The following is a 17,371-nucleotide window of genomic DNA, read 5'->3' on the forward strand; positions in this document are numbered from 1 at the left end:
GCCAACATTGGGATTTGGTTAACGTGCCTCTGGTCTAGATCACGTTTCGGTCACGACTAGAAGGATTCCCAAGGTTGGCTTCCCACCGTTCGTCCAGGTCGCCCCGCGGCGCATCGACGAATCGGCAAATCATCGGTCGCGTAACCGAATCCCCCGCCGAAGTCACCGACATCATCCCGTTCAACGAGTTCGGCGACCTGGCTGACATCGACTTCCGCGAGAACAGCGCCTTCGACCGCGAAGCTCAGGTCATCCACGCTCCCGAACTCGACGACCTGCACGACACCGACGACCTCGTGCCGCTGCGACTGGCGGTACCCACCGAGTTCCAGGCCGGTCCTCGCCAGCTCCGTCGCTCGCACGCCTACCGCGAAAGCAACACCGACACCAGCGACGGCATGGCCGCCACCGACGTCATCAACATCGGCTCGCGGCGTGGAGGGGCGCACCGAAAGCAGGAAGTGCCCGTCAAGGGCCGGCTGATGGTCGCCGCGATGGCCGTCGGCGCGACGGCTGCGGGCGCGTACTCGATGGCCAACGCCACGGACGAGTCGTCGTCGGCCACCGTGCTGGCCGCCGACCAGACCGCGCTCGGCGGCGCGCCGATCAGCGGGTCGGTGGACGGCATGCAGGTCGTCGCGGTCACGCCGGCCGCCAGCACCGCGGTGCACACCGAGGAGATCCAGAAGGCCGCCGCGTTCGCCCAGGAACGCGCCGAGCGCGAGGCACGGCTGCAGCGCCCGATGTTCGTCATGCCGACCAAGGGCGTGTGGACGTCCGGCTTCGGCTACCGCTGGGGTGCGCTGCACGCCGGGATCGACATCGCGAACTCGATCGGCACGCCGATCCTGGCCGCCTCCGACGGCGTGGTCATCTCGGCGGGCCCGTACGCCGGCTACGGCAACATGGTCAAGCTGCGCCACGCCGACGGCACGGTGACGCTATACGGCCACTGCAGCTCGATCCTGGTCGACGTCGGCCAGCGGGTGTGGGCCGGCGACCAGATCGCCAAGATGGGCAACACCGGCAACTCGACGGGCCCGCATCTGCACTTCGAGGTACACCTCAACGGCACCGACCGGGTCGACCCCACCGGCTGGCTCGCCAAACGCGGGCTGTCGCCGGGCAATTAGTCTGGCTGAGTGGCCAGCGACCAGGAGCCCACGGGGGACGCCCTCGATTCGACGCGATCCACGCCGTCCGAACCGCAGACCAGCATCATCCGGCGCCACCCCACCGGCGCCATTCCCATCGCCGACGACGCCACCCAGATGGTCGGCCACCCGGACGCGACGGAGCTGATGGGCCAGCCCGAGACGGAGCTGGCGCCGTCGGAGGGACAGACCGGCTACATCCCCCGCGCGCGACCTGTCGTCGTGGCAGCCCCGCCCAGCCCGCGCTCCGCGATCGCGACGGCGGTGTTGGCCATCCTGACCGGCTGGACGACGGCCGTGATCGCCACCGACCTGATCACCGGATGGTGGCGCACCGATCGCCTGTTCTGCGTGGCGGTGGGCTTCCTGACCGCCATCTCGGCCGCCGCCCTCATCGCCGGGCTCATCGGCCTGCTGCTGCGCCGCTGGGTCAGCAGGCTGCTCGTGGTGGTGGGATCCGTTGTGGCCCTGCTGATCTTCTCGAGCCTGTTCGTTGCGGGCGCGAAGCTGCCCGCGATCGTGTACGCGATCCCGCTGCTGCCGCTGGCCGGCATAGTGCTCGCGGTGCTGCCGGCCACGGGCCGCTGGGAGCGGTCCGGTTAGAGCTTGGTGATCGGTGCGTGGTTGTGCATCAGCTTGACGCGCCCCGAGCTGCCGAAGTCGATCAGCGACATCGCCGACTCGCCGACGCCGGAGACCTCCTCCACGCGGCCCAGGCCGTACTTGTCGTGGGTGACCCGGTCGCCGGGTTCGAGCACCAGCAGCGGCCGTTTGCCCGCTCCCGACCGCGTCGGCGACGGGCGCGGCGAGCCGAACCGGCCCGCACCGCTCACCGGCGCGCTGAACGACGGTGTCGGATCGGTGCGCCGCCACTCGACGAGGTGCTGCGGGATCTCCTTGAGGAACCGTGACTCGGGGTTGAGCATCGGCTGGCCCCACGACGAGCGGACCTTGGCGCGGCTGACGTAGAGCCGTTGCCGTGCGCGGGTGATGCCGACGTAAGCCAGCCGCCGCTCCTCGGACAACTCGGTTGGATCGCCCAGCGCCCGCATGTGCGGGAACATGCCGTCCTCCCAGCCGGTGACGAAGACGACCGGGAACTCCAGGCCCTTGGCGGTGTGCAGCGTCATCATCGTGACCACACCGGCGCCGTGCTCGGGCAGCTCGTCGGCGTCGGCCACCAGCGACACCCGCTCCAGGAACTTGGCCAGCACGCCGGTGTCCGGGATGTCCTCGTCCTGCGGCTCGTCGAGCGCCTCGGCGTTGGCCAGGTCGGTACTGAATTCGTGTGCGACGCTGACCAATTCGTTGAGGTTGTCCAGCCGCGCCAGGTCCTGCGGATCGGACGACGACTCGAGTTCGGTGCGGTATCCGGTGCGATCGAGCACCGCCTCGACCAGCTCCCCCAGCTCATCGTCGAGGCGCCCGCGCAGCGCGTCGAGCATCTCGACGAAGCCCGCGATGCACTTCTCCGAGCGGGTGTTGAGCATCGGTACCTTGCCCTCGGCGGCGGCCTGCAGGGCGTCGTTGAAGCTGCACCCGGTGTTCTCGGCGTACACCGCCACGCACGCCTCAGCCCGGTCGCCGATGCCGCGCCGCGGCGTGTTGAGGATGCGCCGCATGCTCACGGAATCGCCGGGGTTGTCCAGCACCCGCAGGTAGGCGACGATGTCGCGGATCTCGCGGCGCTCGTAGAAGCGGACGCCGCCGACGACCTTGTAGGGGATGCCGGCGCGGATGAACACCTCTTCCAGGGCGCGCGACGAGTTGTTGGTGCGGTAGAACACCGCGAAGTCGTTGTACGAGTACCCGCCCTGATCCGCGAGAGCGTCGATCTCCTGCGCGACGAACCGCGCCTCGTCGTGCTCGTTGTCGGCGACGTAGCCGACGATCAACTCACCGTCGCCCTCATCGGTCCACAGCCGCTTCTCCCGACGGCCGGTGTTGCGCGAGATCACCGAGTTCGCGGCGTTGAGGATGTTCTGCGTCGAGCGGTAGTTCTGTTCCAGCAGGATCGTCGTGGCGTTGGGGAAGTCGCGCTCGAAGTCCTCGATGTTGCGGATCGTCGCACCGCGGAACGCGTAGATCGACTGGTCGGCGTCGCCCACCACGCACAGTTCGGCCGGCGTCAGCCCCTCGACCGTCTCGGTCCCCACCAACTCGCGCACCAGGACGTACTGGGCGTGGTTGGTGTCCTGGTACTCGTCGACCAGGATGTGCCGAAACCGGCGCCGGTAGTACTGGGCGATCTGCGGAAACGCCTGCAGCACAGCGACTGTCTCGCCGATCAGGTCGTCGAAGTCCAACGCGTTGGCCGCGCGCAGCCGGCGCTGGTACTCGGCGTAGACCTCGGCGATGATGCCGGGCAGTTCCTCGCCGGCCTCCGACGCCTCGGCGGCGGCCTGCTCCGGCCCGATCAACTCGTTCTTGTGGTTGGAGATGCCGTTGGACAGCAGCCGCGGCGAGTACCGCTTGGTGTCCAGGCCCATGTCCTTGCCGATCATCAGCAGCAGGCGGCGCGAGTCGTCGGCGTCGTAGATCGAGAAGTTCGAGTTCAGGCCCGGCAGCAGCGAGGCCTGGTTGCGCAGGATCCGCACGCAGGTGGAGTGGAACGTCGACACCCACATGTTGCGGGCACGCGGGCCGACCAGGGCCACGACGCGCTCGCGCATCTCGGCGGCGGCCTTGTTGGTGAACGTGATCGCCAGCACCTGACCGACGCCGACCTCACGCTCGGCGAGCAGGTAGGCGATGCGGCGGGTGAGCACCGCCGTCTTTCCGGACCCGGCCCCGGCGACGATGAGCAGCGGGGAGCCTTCATGGAGCACTGCCTCGCGCTGCTGCGGGTTGAGGCCGTCGAGCAAGTGGTCTGATTCGGTGGCGATCGACATATCGTCATCGAACTTACCGCTGGACAGGGACACTTTGCGCGGACGCGGCCGTTGGTGGCACACTCATCTCGTGCTCATGCAGCAAGGACGATTTTTTTACGGGTACCGGCCAGCGGTGCCCGTGGTCTAGCTGCTTACAAAGAGCCCCGCGGTCCGCTTCTGCGATCCGGGGCTCGTCTCTTGTGTGAGGCCCGAATGCGGATGGACCCGCGGCCCACACACAACGAGATGACGGAGAATCCCATGACGATCGAAGCCGAAACCGTGCCTGATATTGATGACCTGCGCCAGGAGATCGACCGGCTCGACGCCGAGATCCTCGAGGCCGTCAGGCGCCGCACCGAGGTGTCCAAGCTCATCGGCAAGGCGCGGATGGCCTCCGGCGGCACGCGGCTGGTGCACAGCCGCGAGATGAAGGTGATCGAGCGCTACAGCGAGCTGGGGCCCGACGGCAAGGACCTCGCGATGCTGCTGCTGCGCATGGGCCGCGGCCGCCTCGGCCACTAGCGCAGCGCGTCGGTCAGCCAGGGCGCCAGCCACTCCACCGCTTCGGGCGTCGGGTGCACGCCGTCGCTGCGGATCTTGATCCCGTCGATGCGGTTGGTGTAGCCGCCGTTCGGCCCGAGCTTGCGGTTGAGGTCCAGGATCGTCACACCCGCGCGCTTCTTGACGACACTGCGCAGCAGCGCGTTCCACTCGTCGGTGCGGTCCGGGTCGTCCTCGGGATACAGGCTGCCGTCGGGCTTCTCGGCACGCCGGTTGTACGGCTCGGTGGTCAGGACGACGCGCGCGCCGGTCGAGCCGAGGATGTCGAGCGCCCGGTTGAGTTCGCCCCGTAGATACGCGTCGTAGCCCGGCTCGCCGATGTGCGTCCAGCGCCCCTCGTTCATCCGGTCGACGACCTCCCAGCGACCGACGATCAGCAGCACGACGTCGGGCCGGTCGTGGTTGATGCGCTGAGCCCAGCGACTCGGCCATGCGTCGCACTCGGATTTCTGCTGCAGCGTCTGGCCGACGTACCGGTAGGGCCCGCCGCGCGCGATGCCGCACCCGATCGTCGTGTAGTTGGTGAAAGCCAGGCCGTCCGTCGGCGGCAGGTAGCGCATCACCGTCCACGCCACCGAGTCGCCGAACACCGCGACGGTCCGGGTGCCGGGATCGCGGGCGGTGGGCCGACGGACCTCGACCGGCACCTCCGGCGCCACCAGAGCGGCCGAGTCGATCGACGGGCCCTGCATGGGGGCGGGCTTCACCCCGACCGGCAGCACCGTCATCGTGATCACCGCGGCGGTCGCAGCCGTCGCGCCCGCCAGCGGCAGCATCGGCACGATCACCGGACGCCAGCGCCGGATCGGCTGTTCCAGCAGCCACCACGACAGCGCCGCCACCACCAGCGTCGCCGCGCACCGCAGCGCGAACAGCGACCCTCCGGTCAACCCGGTGCGTTCCCCCGACAGCGCCAGGAAGATCGGCCAGTGCCAGAGGTACACGCCGTACGAGATGGCGCCCAACCACACCAGCGGCCCCCACGCCAGCACGCGGGCGGCCGGCCCGTCCTGGTCCAGCGCCACCGCGCCGATCACGAGCACCGCGGCGAGCGCGACGATGATCAGCAGGCCGCCGCGGAAGTCGCGTGCGTCCCCGGTCGCGACATGCACGGCCACCGCGAGGACCGCGACGCCGACCACCGACAGGACGCGGGCGACCCCGCGCAGCCACCGCGTCCGGATCACCGGGCCGCCGAGGGTCACCGTGGTCCAGTCGCGCACCAGCAGGGCGGCCGCCGCGGCGCCGACCAGCAGCGCCTGCGCGCGGGTGTCGGTGCCGAAGTAGATCCGGTTCAGCGTCCCGTCGCCGGCGAACACGATGGCCGCGGTCGCCGACGCGACGGCGCCGACGGACGCCAGCGCCAGCACCGCCCACCGCAGATGAGCGCGGAACACCAACGCCACCGCGATGAGCAGCAGCGGCCACAGCAGGTAGTACTGCTCCTCGACGCCCAGTGACCAGGTGTGTTGCAGCGGCGACGGCGGCGCGCCTTGGGCGAAGTAATCGGTGCGCTGGGCGACGAACGCCCAGTTCGCCACCCAGAAGAACGAGGCGACGGCGTCGTCGCGCAGGTTGGCGATGGCCTCCGGCGCGAACAGGTCGCGGAACGCCACGACGGCGAGCACCGCCGCCAGCAGCGCGGGCAGCAACCGGCGAGCACGGCGAATCCAGAAGTCGCGCAGCGCAATCCGTCCGGTGCGGGCATGCTCGTCGAGCAGCAGCGAGGTGATCAGGAAGCCGCTGAGCACGAAGAAGACGTCGACGCCGAGGAATCCGCCGGACACCCCCGGCAGGCCGCCGTGATCGGCGAGCACCAGCGCGACGGCAACGGCCCTGATGCCGTCCAACGCGGGGATATCGCGTCGTCGGCCGGGGGTCACTGCCGAGATTCTTCCCGCGCGCGAATGCGGGGAGTCGCAAGTGCGACGGCGTGTCGAGCTACTTCGTCAGCGCGATGTACTTGATGTCGAGGTACTCGTCCATGCCCTCGAAGCCGCCCTCGCGGCCGAAGCCCGATTCCTTGACGCCGCCGAACGGGGCGGCCGGATCGGAGATGACCCCGCGGTTGATGCCGACCATGCCCGATTGGATGCCCTCGGCGACGCGCAGCGCGCGGTCCAGCGATCGGGTGTAGACGTACGCGGCCAGCCCGTACTCGGTGTTGTTGGCGGCCGCGATGCCCTCCTCCTCGGTGTCGAAACCGGTGATCGGGGCGACGGGTCCGAACACCTCCTCTTTGAGGATGCGGGCGTCGGCGGGCACATCGGTCAGCACGGTCGCCGGATAGAAGTGGCCGGGCCCGCCGGGTGCGACGCCGCCGACGGCCACCGTCGCCCCGCGCGACACCGCGTCGGAGACCAGGTCCTCGACCGTCGACACCTGCTTGGCGTTGATCAGCGGTCCCAGCGTGGCCGAGTCGTCGGTGCCCTTCCCGAGAGCGAACTCGCTCATCCGCTTGACCAGCTTCTCGGTGAACTCCTCGCGCACGGAGTTCGCGACGTGGAAGCGGTTGGCCGCAGTGCACGCCTCACCGCCGTTGCGCATCTTGGCCAGGATCGCACCGTCGACGGCCGCGTCGACGTCGGCGTCGTCGAACACCACGAACGGCGCGTTGCCGCCGAGTTCCATCGAGGTGCGCAGCAGTTTGTCGGCGGACTGCTTGACCAGGGACTTGCCGACGCCCGTCGACCCGGTGAAGGTCAGCTTGCGCAGCCGGCCGTCGTCGATCAGCGCGCCGGTGACCTCGCCGGGGTTGTTGGTCGGCAGCACCGACAGCACACCCTTGGGCAGCCCGGCCTCGCCCATCAGCCTGGCAAGCAGGAGCATGGTCAGCGGCGTCTCCTGGGCCGGCTTGACGATCATCGTGCAGCCCGCGGCGAAGGCAGGTCCCATCTTGCGGGTGCCCATCGCGAGCGGAAAGTTCCACGGCGTGATCGCATAACAGGGGCCGACGGCCTGCTTGGTGACCAGCACGCGTCCCGTGCCCGCCGGGCTCGGCGTGTAGCGGCCCGCGATGCGCACGGCCTCCTCGGCGAACCAGCGGAAGAACTCGGCGCCGTAGGTGACCTCGCCCATGCTCTCTCGCAGCACCTTGCCCATCTCGAGCGTCATCAGGGTCGCGATGTCCTCGGCGCGTTCGGTGATCTTCTCGAACACCGCGCGCAGGATCTCGCCGCGCTCGCGCGGGGCAGTCGCCGCCCATTCGGCCTGCGCCGCGCACGCCGCGTCCAGCGCCGCGATCGCGTCGTCGGCGGTCGCGTTGGCCACCGAGGTCAGCACCTGGTCGTCGGACGGGTCGAGCACGTCGAAAGTCGAGGAACCCTGGCGTTCTTCACCGCCGATCCACAGTCCGGTGGGAACTGACTTCAGCAGCGCGGTGGTGTCCATACCTCCATCATTTACACCTTTGATGTCGCCGCCGCACTAGGGTCGAAAACATGGCTGCCGATCAGATTCCCGATATCGCGTCGACTCCGGCATGGCAGGCCCTGCAGCGGCATCACGATCAGATCGGCGCAAAGCACCTCCGCGAGTTCTTCGCCGACGACCCGGCCCGCGGCACCGAATTGGCCGCCATGGTCGGCGACCTCTACGTCGACTACAGCAAGCACCGCGTCACCCGGGAGACGATCGCCCTGCTGGCCGACCTCGCCCGCGCCGCGGGCCTGGAGCAGCGCCGCGACGCGATGTTCTCCGGCGTGCACATGAACACCTCCGAGGACCGCGCCGTGCTGCACACCGCGCTGCGGTTGCCCCGCGGCTCCGAACTGTCCGTCGACGGCCAGGACGTCGTCGCCGACGTGCACGAGGTGCTGGACAAGATGGGTGAGTTCACCGACCGGTTGCGCAGCGGCGAGTGGACCGGCGCGACGGGCCAGGCCATCAAGACCGTCGTCAACATCGGCATCGGCGGCTCGGATCTCGGGCCGGCGATGGCCACGCTGGCGTTGCGCCACTACGCCGACGCGGGCATCTCGGCGCGGTTCGTCTCCAACGTCGACCCCGCGGACCTGGTGGCCAAGCTCGACGGACTCGACCCGGCCACAACGCTTTTCATCGTCGCCTCGAAGACGTTCTCCACGCTCGAGACGCTGACCAACGCGATGGCGGCGCGGCGCTGGCTGACCGAGGCGCTCGGTGACGCCGCGGTGGCCAGGCATTTCGTCGCCGTGTCGACGAACAAGAAGCTGGTCGACGACTTCGGTATCAACACCCACAACATGTTCGGCTTCTGGGACTGGGTGGGCGGGCGTTACTCCGTGGACAGTGCAATCGGTTTGAGCGTGATGGCGGTCATCGGCCGGGAGCGGTTCGCCGAGTTCCTGTCCGGATTCCACATCGTCGACGAACACTTCCGCACCGCGCCGCTGGAGTCCAACGTGCCGGCGCTGCTCGGCCTGATCGGTCTCTGGTACAACGAGTTCTTCGGCGCGGAAACCCGTGCGGTGCTGCCCTATTCGAACGACCTGGCGCGATTCGCCGCTTACCTGCAGCAGCTCACCATGGAGTCGAACGGCAAGTCGGTGCGCGCCGACGGCTCACCGGTGACCACCAGTACCGGCGAGATCTTCTGGGGTGAGCCGGGAACCAACGGCCAGCACGCGTTCTACCAACTGCTGCACCAGGGCACGCGGATGGTGCCCGCCGATTTCATCGGCTTCTCCCAGCCGACCGACGACCTGGCGACCGCCGACGGCACCGGCAGCATGCACGACCTGTTGATGAGCAACTTCTTCGCCCAGACCCAGGTGCTGGCGTTCGGCAAGACGGCCGAGGAGATCGCCGCCGAGGGCACGCCGCCGGATGTGGTGCCGCACAAGGTGATGCCGGGCAACCGGCCGACTACGTCGATTCTCGCCACCCAGCTGACGCCGTCGGTGCTCGGCCAGTTGATCGCGCTCTACGAACACCAGGTGTTCGCCGAGGGCGTGGTCTGGGCAATCGACTCGTTCGACCAGTGGGGCGTTGAGCTCGGCAAGACCCAAGCCAAGGCGCTGCTTCCGGTCATCACCAACGACGGCTCCCCCGCCGAACAGTCCGACTCCTCGACCGACGCGCTGGTGCGCCGCTACCGAGCGGAACGCGGCCGCACGGCGTAGATCGCACGCCGAATGTAACTCCATGGCGCTCTACCGGCTGAAATCCCGCCATGGCGTCACGCTCGTCGGAACCGGATTACGGGGCCGGGATGGTGATGCAGCCGATGTTGGGCAGACATCCGCTGGCGCCGCCCGGGCCGGCCGTGCCGCCGGGGCCGTTCGGAGCGAGCGATCCGCTCGCGCCGCCGAGATCGGCCTGACCCGCGGGGCCACCCGGGATCACGCCGGCGGCGCCGCCGCCGTCAGCGCTGCCGACAGGGCCACCGGGGATGTTCACGTCAGCGCCGCCGCCGGGGCCGGCGTCGACACTGCCGATGCCCGCGCACGGGGTGCCGTCGGCGTTGAGGCAGGGCGGAGGGGCCGGCTGAGCAGCGGCGATCGGGGCAACGGCGATCGAAGCTGCCGCAGCGCCCGCGAACAGGAAGGGCGTCATCGTCGTCAGTTTGATCATGGAAAATGACTACCCACGCCCGTTCGGCGCTTAAACCTCGAGAGTGGCTAAGCAAACCGTTTTGTCAGCCGCGGCGGCAACAGTCGCATCACCTGCACCAGCGGCGCCCACGGCCACCACGGCACCGCCGCGCGCCCGCTCTCGCGCTCGATGGCGTCGACCATCGCCTTGACACCGGTGTCGTTGTCCACCATCAACATCGTCGACGCCGACTTCGCGGTCATCTCGGACTCGATGTAGCCGGGCTCCAGCGTCGTCACCTTGATCGGGCCGTCGGGGTACTCGGCGCGCAACGACTCGCCCAGCGACGACACCCCCGCCTTGCTGGCGGCGTAGGCGGCCTTCACGCCCGGCACGCCCTTGTTGCCCAGCACCGAGCTGACGAGCACCAGATGGCCCCCGCCGGCCTTCTTGAACATCTCGATAGCCGTCTCGATCTGAACAAGGGCGGCAACGAGATTCGTCTCGATAGTGGCCTTGTTCGCCCACACCTTGCCCGAGCCCAGCGGGGCGCCCTTGCCGATGCCCGCGTTGACGATGATGCGGTCGATGCCGCCGAGTTCGTCGGAGAGCTCGGCGAACACCTTCGGCACCGCCTCGTGGTCGTTGACGTCGAGCGCTGCGACGGCGACGGTGATGCCGGGGTGCCGCTGCTGCAGCTCGGCCTTCAGTTCGTCGAGACGGTCGGTTCGGCGCGCACATAGCGCGAGATCGCGATTCTTGGCCGCGAATGCACGGGCCATGCCCGCCCCGAGGCCGGAACTCGCACCGGTGATGAGTATTTTCTGCCGGGTCACCCCGACAGCCTAAGCATGATGGACCGATGAGCCCCAATCGATGCGCCCCGCTGATCGCCGTCGCGCTGCTGGTCACCCTTCTCACCCCGGCCGCCGCAGCCGCCCAGCCCGTCAACCCGCTGTACCGGCTGGTCGACACCGCCGCCCAGCGGCTCGCCACCGCCGAGCCGGTCGCGGCGTCCAAGTGGATCACCGGCGGCCCGATCACCGACCCGCAGCGCGCGAATCAGGTGCTCGACTCCGTCGGCGCCGACGCAGGTGCACACGGCATCGATCCCGGGTACGTGCGGACGGTTTTCACTGATCAGATCGCCGCCACCGAGGGCATCCAGTACACCCGGTTCGGCCAGTGGAAGTTCGATCCCGCCGCCGCCCCGACCACCGGGCCCGACCTGGCCGAGTCCCGCAGCCTGATCGATGGCTACACCAAGACGATGGTCGACGAGATTGCGCTGCAATGGAATTCGTTACACAACCCCGGCTGCACACCCACCGTGACTGCCGCGACCGACGCCGTGGCGGCCGCTCGCAATCTCGACCCGCTCTACCGCCATGCGTTGCGGTCGGCGACGCGGTCGTACTGCCGGCTCACTTGAGCAGCCGCGACATCCGGCGGTCGGCGAGCACCTTCCCACCGGTCTGACATGTCGGACAGTACTGAAACGACTTGTCGGCGAAGGACACCTCGCGCACGGTGTCCCCGCACACCGGGCAGGGCAGTCCGGTGCGGGCGTGCACCCGCAGCCCGGAGCGCTTCTCTCCCTTGAGCGTTGCGGCCTGCTGCCCGACGGATCGCTGAACGGCGTCGCCGAGGACGGAGATCATCGCGTCGTGCAGCGCCGCCAACTGCGCCTCGGTGAGCTTGCCCGCCGTCGCGAAGGGGGAGATCCGCGCGACATGCAGGATCTCGTCGCTGTAGGCGTTGCCGATGCCCGCGATCACCTTCTGGTCGGTGATCACGGTCTTGATCCGCCCGCTGTTGCCCGCCAACACCGCGGCCAGGTCCTCGGGACCCAACGACAGCGCGTCCGGGCCGAGCGCGGCGATCCCGGGCACCTTGGCCGGGTCGTCGACGAGCCACACCGCGAGGCGCTTCTGGGTCCCCGCCTCGGTGAGGTCGAATCCCGCTGCCTCCCCCGGTGTCCCGAGATGTACGCGCAACGCGATCGGCCCCTTGCCGGGCCGCAGCGGCGCCGCCGCGAGCTTCTCCGACCACCGCAGCCAGCCCGCCCGCGACAGGTGAGTGATCAGGTGCAGGTCGCCGGCCTGCAGGCCGAGGTACTTGCCCCACCGGTCGGCGCCGGTGACGGTCTGGCCGTGCAGCACGCTGACCGGCGGGTCGAACGTCTTGAGCACCGAGAACGCCGACACGTCGATGCGGCCGACCCGCAGGCCGACGGCGTGGCGGCGCAGGTGGTCGGCGAGCGCTTCGACTTCTGGGAGTTCGGGCATGGATCCAGTGTGCCGCTCAGTCGCGTCGGTTGGCGCCGCCGGTGACCAGCGACAGCAGCCAGCTGACGATGGACAGCACGATCGCGGCCCAGATCGCCGTCCACCAGAAGTCGTCGATGTACAGGCCCCAATGCGTGGTGTGCTCGGTGATCCAGGACGTGATCCAGAGCATCAGCGCGTTGATGACGATGTGGAACAGGCCCAGCGTGAGGATGTAGAGCGGGATCGAGATCAACTGCACGATCGGCTTGATGACGGCGTTGACCAGACCGAAGATCACCGCGACGACGAAGATGATGCCGACCTCGGCCAGCCTCGAGTCGGCCCCGACGAAACCGATTCCCGGGACGATCAGCGTCACCACCCACAGCGCGACGCCCGTCAGCGCGGCGCGCAGCAGGAAGGCACCCATGGGCGTCAGTCTGCCGAACGCAGCAGATAGGTGTCCATGATCCAGCCGTGCCTGTCCCTGGCCTGCGCACGTGACCCCACGATCCCGGCGCCCACCTCCCCGACCGTGCCGGACACCAGCAGCTCGTCGGGCGTACCCAGGTAGGCGCCCCACCAGATCCGGGTGTCGGGCGGACACGTCAGAAACGAGCAGTCGCCGTCGAGCATCACCACCGCGCTGCCCGAGAGCCCGTGCTCGCGCAGTTGCCTGCCGGTCGTGATGAGCACCGGCTCGCCGACGTCGTTGAGCGGGATGCGGTGCCGCGCCGTGAGCGCCTGGATGGCGGTGATCCCCGGGATCACGTCGTAGTCGATGTCTACATGGGCGGCGACGGTGTCGAGGATCCGCAGCGTGCTGTCGTAGAGCGACGGGTCGCCCCAGGCCAGAAACGCCCCGGTGGCGCCGTCGGAAAGCTCGTCCGTGATCGCGTCGGCCCACAACCGGGCGCGGGCGGCGTGCCAGTCCGCAACCGCCTGCCTATAGTCGCCGTCTTTCGCCCGCGGTGGGTCGGGTAGCTCGACGAAGCGGTAGCCCGGTTCGCGGATGAAGCGCTCGCAGATCTGCCTGCGCAGCGCGACGAGCCCGTCCTTCGAGAGGCCCTTGTCCATCGCGAAGAACACATCGGTGTCGTTGAGGGCGGTGACGGCCTGGGCCGTCACGTAGTCCGGATCGCCCGCGCCGATGCCGATGACGTGGATTCGACGGGTCACGCCCGCGAGTATGCGCTAGTGCTTTCGGCCGCGGGTGAGGCGCAGCCGCTTTGCGCGCTCGAGGTCCTTCTCCTCGGCCTCGCGGTCCTTGCGCAGATTGCGGTCGTCCTTGGGCGGCAGCTGCAGTTCCTCCTCGGCGGGCAGGCCGGCCTGCAACTGGCGGCCGCGCTCGATCTCGGCGTCGACCTCGGCGCCGAACAGCAACGCGAGGTTGGTGATCCACAGCCACAGCAGGAACACGATCACTCCGGCCAGCGCACCGTAGGTCTTGTTGTAGCTGCCGAAGTTCGACACATAGAACCCGAACAACACCGAGGCAACGATCCACGCCACGATCGCGACCGCAGCACCGCCGCTGATCCACTTGAACTTCGGCTGCTTCACGTTCGGGGTGACGTAGTAGAGGATTGCCACCGCCAGGATGACGAGGACGAGGATCACCGGCCACTTGGCGATGCTCCACACCGTCACCGCAACGTCGCCGAGACCGATCACCTCCCCGACCCGCTGGGCCACCGGACCGCTGACCACCAGCATGACCGCCACCCCGGCCGCCATCACCAGTCCTGCCAGCGTCAGCAGCAGTTGCACCGGCCGCAGCTTCCACACCGGACGGCCCTCGTCGATCTCGTAGATGCGGTTCATCGCCCGGCCGAAGGCGCCGACGTAGCCCGATGCCGACCACAGCGCACCGAGAAGGCCTGCGATCAAGGCGAATCCGGCCGACGGCGAGTTGACCAGTTGCTCGATCGGCGGCCGCAGAGTGTCCATCGCCGACGCCGGTGCCACTCCTTCGACGAGGTCGAGCATCGCATCGACGGTGCTGCGGCCCTGGCCGAACACGCCCAGCAGGGAGACCACGGCGACGAGCGCCGGAAAGATCGACAGCACCGCGTAGTAGGTCAGTGCCGCCGCCAGGTCGGTGCACTGGTCGTCGGCGAACTCGCGCAGCGCCTTGCGCATCGAGTACAGCAGCGACGGCCTGGTGAGATCGGTGGGCGATTCGGGTTTGCGCGGATCGTTCGGATCCGGCGGCGTCTGCTGGCGCGCGTCAGCATCGTCAGTTCGCATATCCCCGCCGATACCCGGGCCGTTCCGGCCCAAACTCAATACCGCAAGTATCCGGTACCGCAGGTATTGACTGCGCGGCGACGACTCCCTACGTTGGGTGAACCGGACCGACAAGGGAGTCGCCGATGAGTGCACCAACCCGCAACGAGTTCTCCGCACGCCTGCTGAAGGGCTCGGTCAAGAAGTCCTACGCCCCCGTCGTCGACATCGACTGGGATGCGCCGCTGGACCCGGACAAGTTCTTCCTGCCCCCGCAGATCGTGTCGCTGTACGGCACGCCGCTGTGGGACGCGATGACCCGCGAGCAGCAGATCGAGTTGTCCCGCCAGGAACTGGTCAACACGCTGTCGGCGGGCATCTGGTTCGAGAACATCCTCAACCAGTCACTGCTGCGCAAGATGATGCACCAGGATCCGACGGCCAGCGCAACGCACTACGAGTTGACCGAGCTCGGCGACGAGACGCGTCACATGGTGATGTTCGGCAAGGCGATCGAACGGGTCGGCGCAAAACCGGTATGGCCCAACTTCTATCAACGCCTGGTCATCAACTCGCTGCCGTTCGTGTTCCAGGGCGCGGCGCTGTGGGTGGCGGCGCTGATCGGCGAGGAGATCTTCGACTCCCTGCAGCGGCGGATGATGGACGACGACGAGCTGCAGCCAGTCGTGCAGCGGCTCATGCGGATTCACGTCACCGAGGAGGCCCGCCACATCCAGTTCGCCCGCGACGGCCTGCGCAAGCGGGTCCCGCACATGCGACGCTTCCCGAAGTTCGTGCTGTCCAACGTCAACGGGCTCGGCGGGTACTTCTTCCGCTTCCTGTTCACCAACAAGGTGCAGTACCGCCGGGTGGGACTCGACGCCCGGGAGGCGCGCCGCATCGCGCGCCGCAGTCCGCACCGCCACGACACGCAGGTGACGGGTTTCGCGCCGCTCGCGGCGTTCCTCGACGAGGTCGGCCTGCTGGGCCCGATCGCGCGGCGCATGTGGCGCAGGAGCGGATTCCTGCCGCGATGACCGGCGTGTACGACGGCCCGGCCGCCATGCGCGTCGGCGACGTCGAGCATGCCGTGCGGGTGCGGCTGACCGGACACCTCGACCCCATCGACGGGCGGTACCACTGGCGCGGCATGGTGTTCGAGCTGGCATCCGATGCCGCCGCCCGGATGCCGCAACCGGTGTGCGTCTCGATCGGGCCCCGCACGGCCGCAGCGCAACTGACCGAGGTGACGCCCTGGGGCACCTACTGCGTGGCGGGCGTCGGCGCGCCGCCCTACCCGCTCGATCCTGCGGTCTGAGCCGTCCGGACGGCGACCGCCAGTACGACGACCGCGGCGACCCCGCCGGCGATCCCGGAGATCAGCAGGGGCAACCGGCCGTCGGCGCCCCACAGGAACCCGGCCCACAGCCCGGCGGCGAGGATCGCGAAACCGCTGAGCCCCTGAAACACGCCCTGGGCGCTGCCCTGCAGTTCCGGACCGACCAGCGACGAGACCCACGCCTTGCCGACGCCGTCGGTGCACGCGGTGAACAATCCGTAGACACCGATAAGGAGCCAGGCGGTCAGGGTGTCGCTGGCCAAGCCCAGTCCGGCGTACCCGACCGCGAAGAACACCAGGCCGACCCCGAACACGGCCGGTTTGCCGATGCGGTCGGCGAGCGCTCCCGCGGGATAGCTGGCCGCGGCGTACACCGTGTTGTAGGTCACGTAGGCCAGGATCACCTCGACCACCGAGAAGCCGATCTCGTTGAGCCGCAACAACAGGAGCGCGTCGGGAAAGTTCACCAGCGCGAACGCGATCAGCACCGCGGTCACCCGCCAGTACCGCCGCGGCAACTGCCCGACCGCGGCGAGTACCCGGCGCCGGTCGACGGCGGGCACGCGGATCTCGCGCGCGGTGAACACCAGCACGACGCTGAGCACCGCCGGGACGACGGCCACCCACAGCAGCGGCGCGATCTGTTGGTCGAGCAGTTGGTAGCCCAGCAGCCCGAGCAGCGGGCCCAGTACCGCGCCGAGCGTGTCCATGGCCCGGTGGAACCCGAACACCCTGCCCCGCGCGGCCTCGTCGACGTCGGCGACCAGCAGCGCATCGCGCGGTGCGCCACGGATCCCCTTGCCCAGCCGGTCGACCACCCTGCCGGCCAGCACGCCGGGCCACGCACCCGCCGCGGCCACCATGACCTTGCCGAGCGCGGCCATGCCGTACCCGGTGGCGATCAGCGGCCGGCGGGCATACCGGTCGGCCAGCGGTCCGGCCGCCAGTTTGGTCACCGACGCCGCCCCCTCGGCAGCGCCCTCGACGGCGCCGACGACGGCGGCGGGCGCGCCGAGCACAGACGTCAGGTAGATCGGCAGCAGCGGATAGAGCAGTTCGCTCGCGGTGTCCTGCAGGAACGAGACAGCGGAGAGCACCCGCACATTGCGGGTGAGCCAGGTCGACACCCGGCAATGATGCCTGGCGGGGCTAGCTCAGGTCTTCGTCGGTCAGTGCCGCGAAGCCCTTCGCCTGGCCACGGGCCAGCCCCGCACGCACCACGCCGACGAGCAACCCCTGAATCGCGGCGGCGATGAACACCTCGCGCGTCGAGCGGCTGAGGTCCTTGGGATCCGGCTCCTCGTCGTCCGGGTTCACCCGCTGCCAGATCTCGGTGAAGATCTTGCCCGCGAGGAGCCCGCCGACAACGCTGGCGACGATCGACAGGGGCTTGTACATGGTCTTGGCGGCACTCACCGCGCTGTCATT

At 69.0% G+C, this 17,371-nt stretch carries 18 protein-coding genes and 1 pseudogene; 7 read left to right on the top strand and 12 right to left on the bottom strand.

From position 1 onward, the window contains the following. Positions 1 to 74: 74 nt before the first annotated feature. Together ABGB19_RS06615 and ABGB19_RS06620 are read left to right on the top strand one after the other, a co-directional pair. Entirely contained in the window at positions 75 to 1,133 is a 1,059-nt protein-coding gene (locus tag ABGB19_RS06615; protein ID WP_347685085.1) for a M23 family metallopeptidase, read from the top strand. Positions 1,134 to 1,217: 84 nt separating this feature from the next. Next, a complete protein-coding gene (locus ABGB19_RS06620; protein ID WP_347685645.1) occupies positions 1,218 to 1,757 on the top strand; it encodes a hypothetical protein in 540 nt (179 codons plus the stop codon). Here the strand turns inward: ABGB19_RS06620 and pcrA are convergent. Beyond that, positions 1,754 to 4,045: a DNA helicase PcrA gene (pcrA, locus tag ABGB19_RS06625; RefSeq protein WP_347685086.1), complete on the bottom strand. Its 2,292-nt coding sequence runs from the start codon at positions 4,043 to 4,045 to the stop codon at positions 1,754 to 1,756. The genes ABGB19_RS06620 and pcrA overlap by 4 nt on opposite strands. Positions 4,046 to 4,240: 195 nt before the next feature. Here pcrA and ABGB19_RS06630 point away from each other — a divergent pair, with 195 nt between their 5' ends. Further along, positions 4,241 to 4,552 carry a chorismate mutase gene (locus tag ABGB19_RS06630; protein WP_347685087.1) on the top strand — a complete coding sequence of 104 codons (312 nt, stop codon included), beginning with the start codon at positions 4,241 to 4,243 and terminating at the stop codon, positions 4,550 to 4,552. Here the strand turns inward: ABGB19_RS06630 and ABGB19_RS06635 are convergent. Together ABGB19_RS06635 and ABGB19_RS06640 are read right to left on the bottom strand one after the other, a co-directional pair. After that, on the bottom strand, positions 4,549 to 6,474 hold the full coding sequence (locus tag ABGB19_RS06635; RefSeq protein ID WP_347685088.1) for an acyltransferase family protein: 1,926 nt from the start codon (positions 6,472 to 6,474) through the stop codon (positions 4,549 to 4,551). The two genes, ABGB19_RS06630 and ABGB19_RS06635, sit on opposite strands and share 4 nt — an antisense overlap. A 58-nt stretch (positions 6,475 to 6,532) precedes the next feature. Next, complete coding sequence (locus tag ABGB19_RS06640; protein WP_347685089.1) at positions 6,533 to 7,981, bottom strand: NAD-dependent succinate-semialdehyde dehydrogenase; 1,449 nt, start codon at positions 7,979 to 7,981, stop codon at positions 6,533 to 6,535. 50 nt (positions 7,982 to 8,031) lie between these two features. Between ABGB19_RS06640 and pgi the strand changes: the two genes are divergently transcribed. After that, entirely contained in the window at positions 8,032 to 9,693 is a 1,662-nt protein-coding gene (gene pgi, locus ABGB19_RS06645) for a glucose-6-phosphate isomerase (protein WP_347685090.1), read from the top strand. Positions 9,694 to 9,769: 76 nt separating this feature from the next. On the opposite strand, the gene ABGB19_RS06650 is transcribed toward pgi, so the two are convergent. Together ABGB19_RS06650 and ABGB19_RS06655 are read right to left on the bottom strand one after the other, a co-directional pair. Next, complete coding sequence (locus ABGB19_RS06650) at positions 9,770 to 10,144, bottom strand: hypothetical protein (RefSeq protein WP_347685091.1); 375 nt, start codon at positions 10,142 to 10,144, stop codon at positions 9,770 to 9,772. A gap of 47 nt (positions 10,145 to 10,191) precedes the next feature. Further along, positions 10,192 to 10,941: an SDR family oxidoreductase gene (locus ABGB19_RS06655; RefSeq protein ID WP_347685092.1), complete on the bottom strand. Its 750-nt coding sequence runs from the start codon at positions 10,939 to 10,941 to the stop codon at positions 10,192 to 10,194. A 26-nt stretch (positions 10,942 to 10,967) separates the two neighbouring features. Between ABGB19_RS06655 and ABGB19_RS06660 the strand changes: the two genes are divergently transcribed. Beyond that, positions 10,968 to 11,537 carry a chorismate mutase gene (locus ABGB19_RS06660; protein ID WP_347685093.1) on the top strand — a complete coding sequence of 190 codons (570 nt, stop codon included), beginning with the start codon at positions 10,968 to 10,970 and terminating at the stop codon, positions 11,535 to 11,537. Here ABGB19_RS06660 and ABGB19_RS06665 read toward each other — a convergent pair. The 5 genes and pseudogenes from ABGB19_RS06665 to ABGB19_RS06685 form a co-directional block, all read right to left on the bottom strand. Further along, positions 11,530 to 11,997: a zinc finger domain-containing protein gene (locus ABGB19_RS06665; RefSeq protein WP_347685646.1), complete on the bottom strand. Its 468-nt coding sequence runs from the start codon at positions 11,995 to 11,997 to the stop codon at positions 11,530 to 11,532. The genes ABGB19_RS06660 and ABGB19_RS06665 overlap by 8 nt on opposite strands. 153 nt (positions 11,998 to 12,150) lie before the next feature. Then, positions 12,151 to 12,393: pseudogene (locus tag ABGB19_RS06670) on the bottom strand (DNA-formamidopyrimidine glycosylase family protein); the annotation flags it as partial. A 16-nt stretch (positions 12,394 to 12,409) separates the two neighbouring features. Continuing rightward, a complete protein-coding gene (locus ABGB19_RS06675) occupies positions 12,410 to 12,805 on the bottom strand; it encodes a phage holin family protein (protein WP_347685094.1) in 396 nt (131 codons plus the stop codon). Positions 12,806 to 12,810: 5 nt separating this feature from the next. Continuing rightward, positions 12,811 to 13,554 (bottom strand): precorrin-6A synthase (deacetylating), encoded by a 744-nt coding sequence (cobF, locus tag ABGB19_RS06680; RefSeq protein ID WP_347685095.1) that lies wholly within the window; start codon positions 13,552 to 13,554, stop codon positions 12,811 to 12,813. 15 nt (positions 13,555 to 13,569) lie between these two features. Further along, complete coding sequence (locus ABGB19_RS06685) at positions 13,570 to 14,625, bottom strand: YihY/virulence factor BrkB family protein (RefSeq protein WP_347685096.1); 1,056 nt, start codon at positions 14,623 to 14,625, stop codon at positions 13,570 to 13,572. A gap of 125 nt (positions 14,626 to 14,750) precedes the next feature. On the opposite strand from ABGB19_RS06685, the gene ABGB19_RS06690 reads away from it, so the two are divergent. Further along, the gene (locus ABGB19_RS06690; RefSeq protein WP_347685097.1) at positions 14,751 to 15,641 is read left to right on the top strand and encodes a diiron oxygenase; all 891 of its coding nucleotides are present in this window, start codon (positions 14,751 to 14,753) and stop codon (positions 15,639 to 15,641) included. After that, positions 15,638 to 15,922: a DUF4873 domain-containing protein gene (locus ABGB19_RS06695; RefSeq protein ID WP_347685098.1), complete on the top strand. Its 285-nt coding sequence runs from the start codon at positions 15,638 to 15,640 to the stop codon at positions 15,920 to 15,922. Before ABGB19_RS06690 ends, ABGB19_RS06695 begins: the two co-directional genes overlap by 4 nt. Here the strand turns inward: ABGB19_RS06695 and ABGB19_RS06700 are convergent. Both ABGB19_RS06700 and ABGB19_RS06705 read right to left on the bottom strand, forming a co-directional pair. Then, a complete protein-coding gene (locus ABGB19_RS06700; RefSeq protein ID WP_347685099.1) occupies positions 15,898 to 17,070 on the bottom strand; it encodes an MFS transporter in 1,173 nt (390 codons plus the stop codon). The two genes, ABGB19_RS06695 and ABGB19_RS06700, sit on opposite strands and share 25 nt — an antisense overlap. A gap of 22 nt (positions 17,071 to 17,092) precedes the next feature. After that, the gene (locus ABGB19_RS06705; protein ID WP_347685100.1) at positions 17,093 to 17,359 is read right to left on the bottom strand and encodes a DUF4235 domain-containing protein; all 267 of its coding nucleotides are present in this window, start codon (positions 17,357 to 17,359) and stop codon (positions 17,093 to 17,095) included. Positions 17,360 to 17,371 lie beyond the last annotated feature (12 nt).

It is taken from the genome of Mycobacterium sp. B14F4, from assembly GCF_039871645.1.
Classification (GTDB): Bacteria; Actinomycetota; Actinomycetes; order Mycobacteriales; family Mycobacteriaceae; genus Mycobacterium.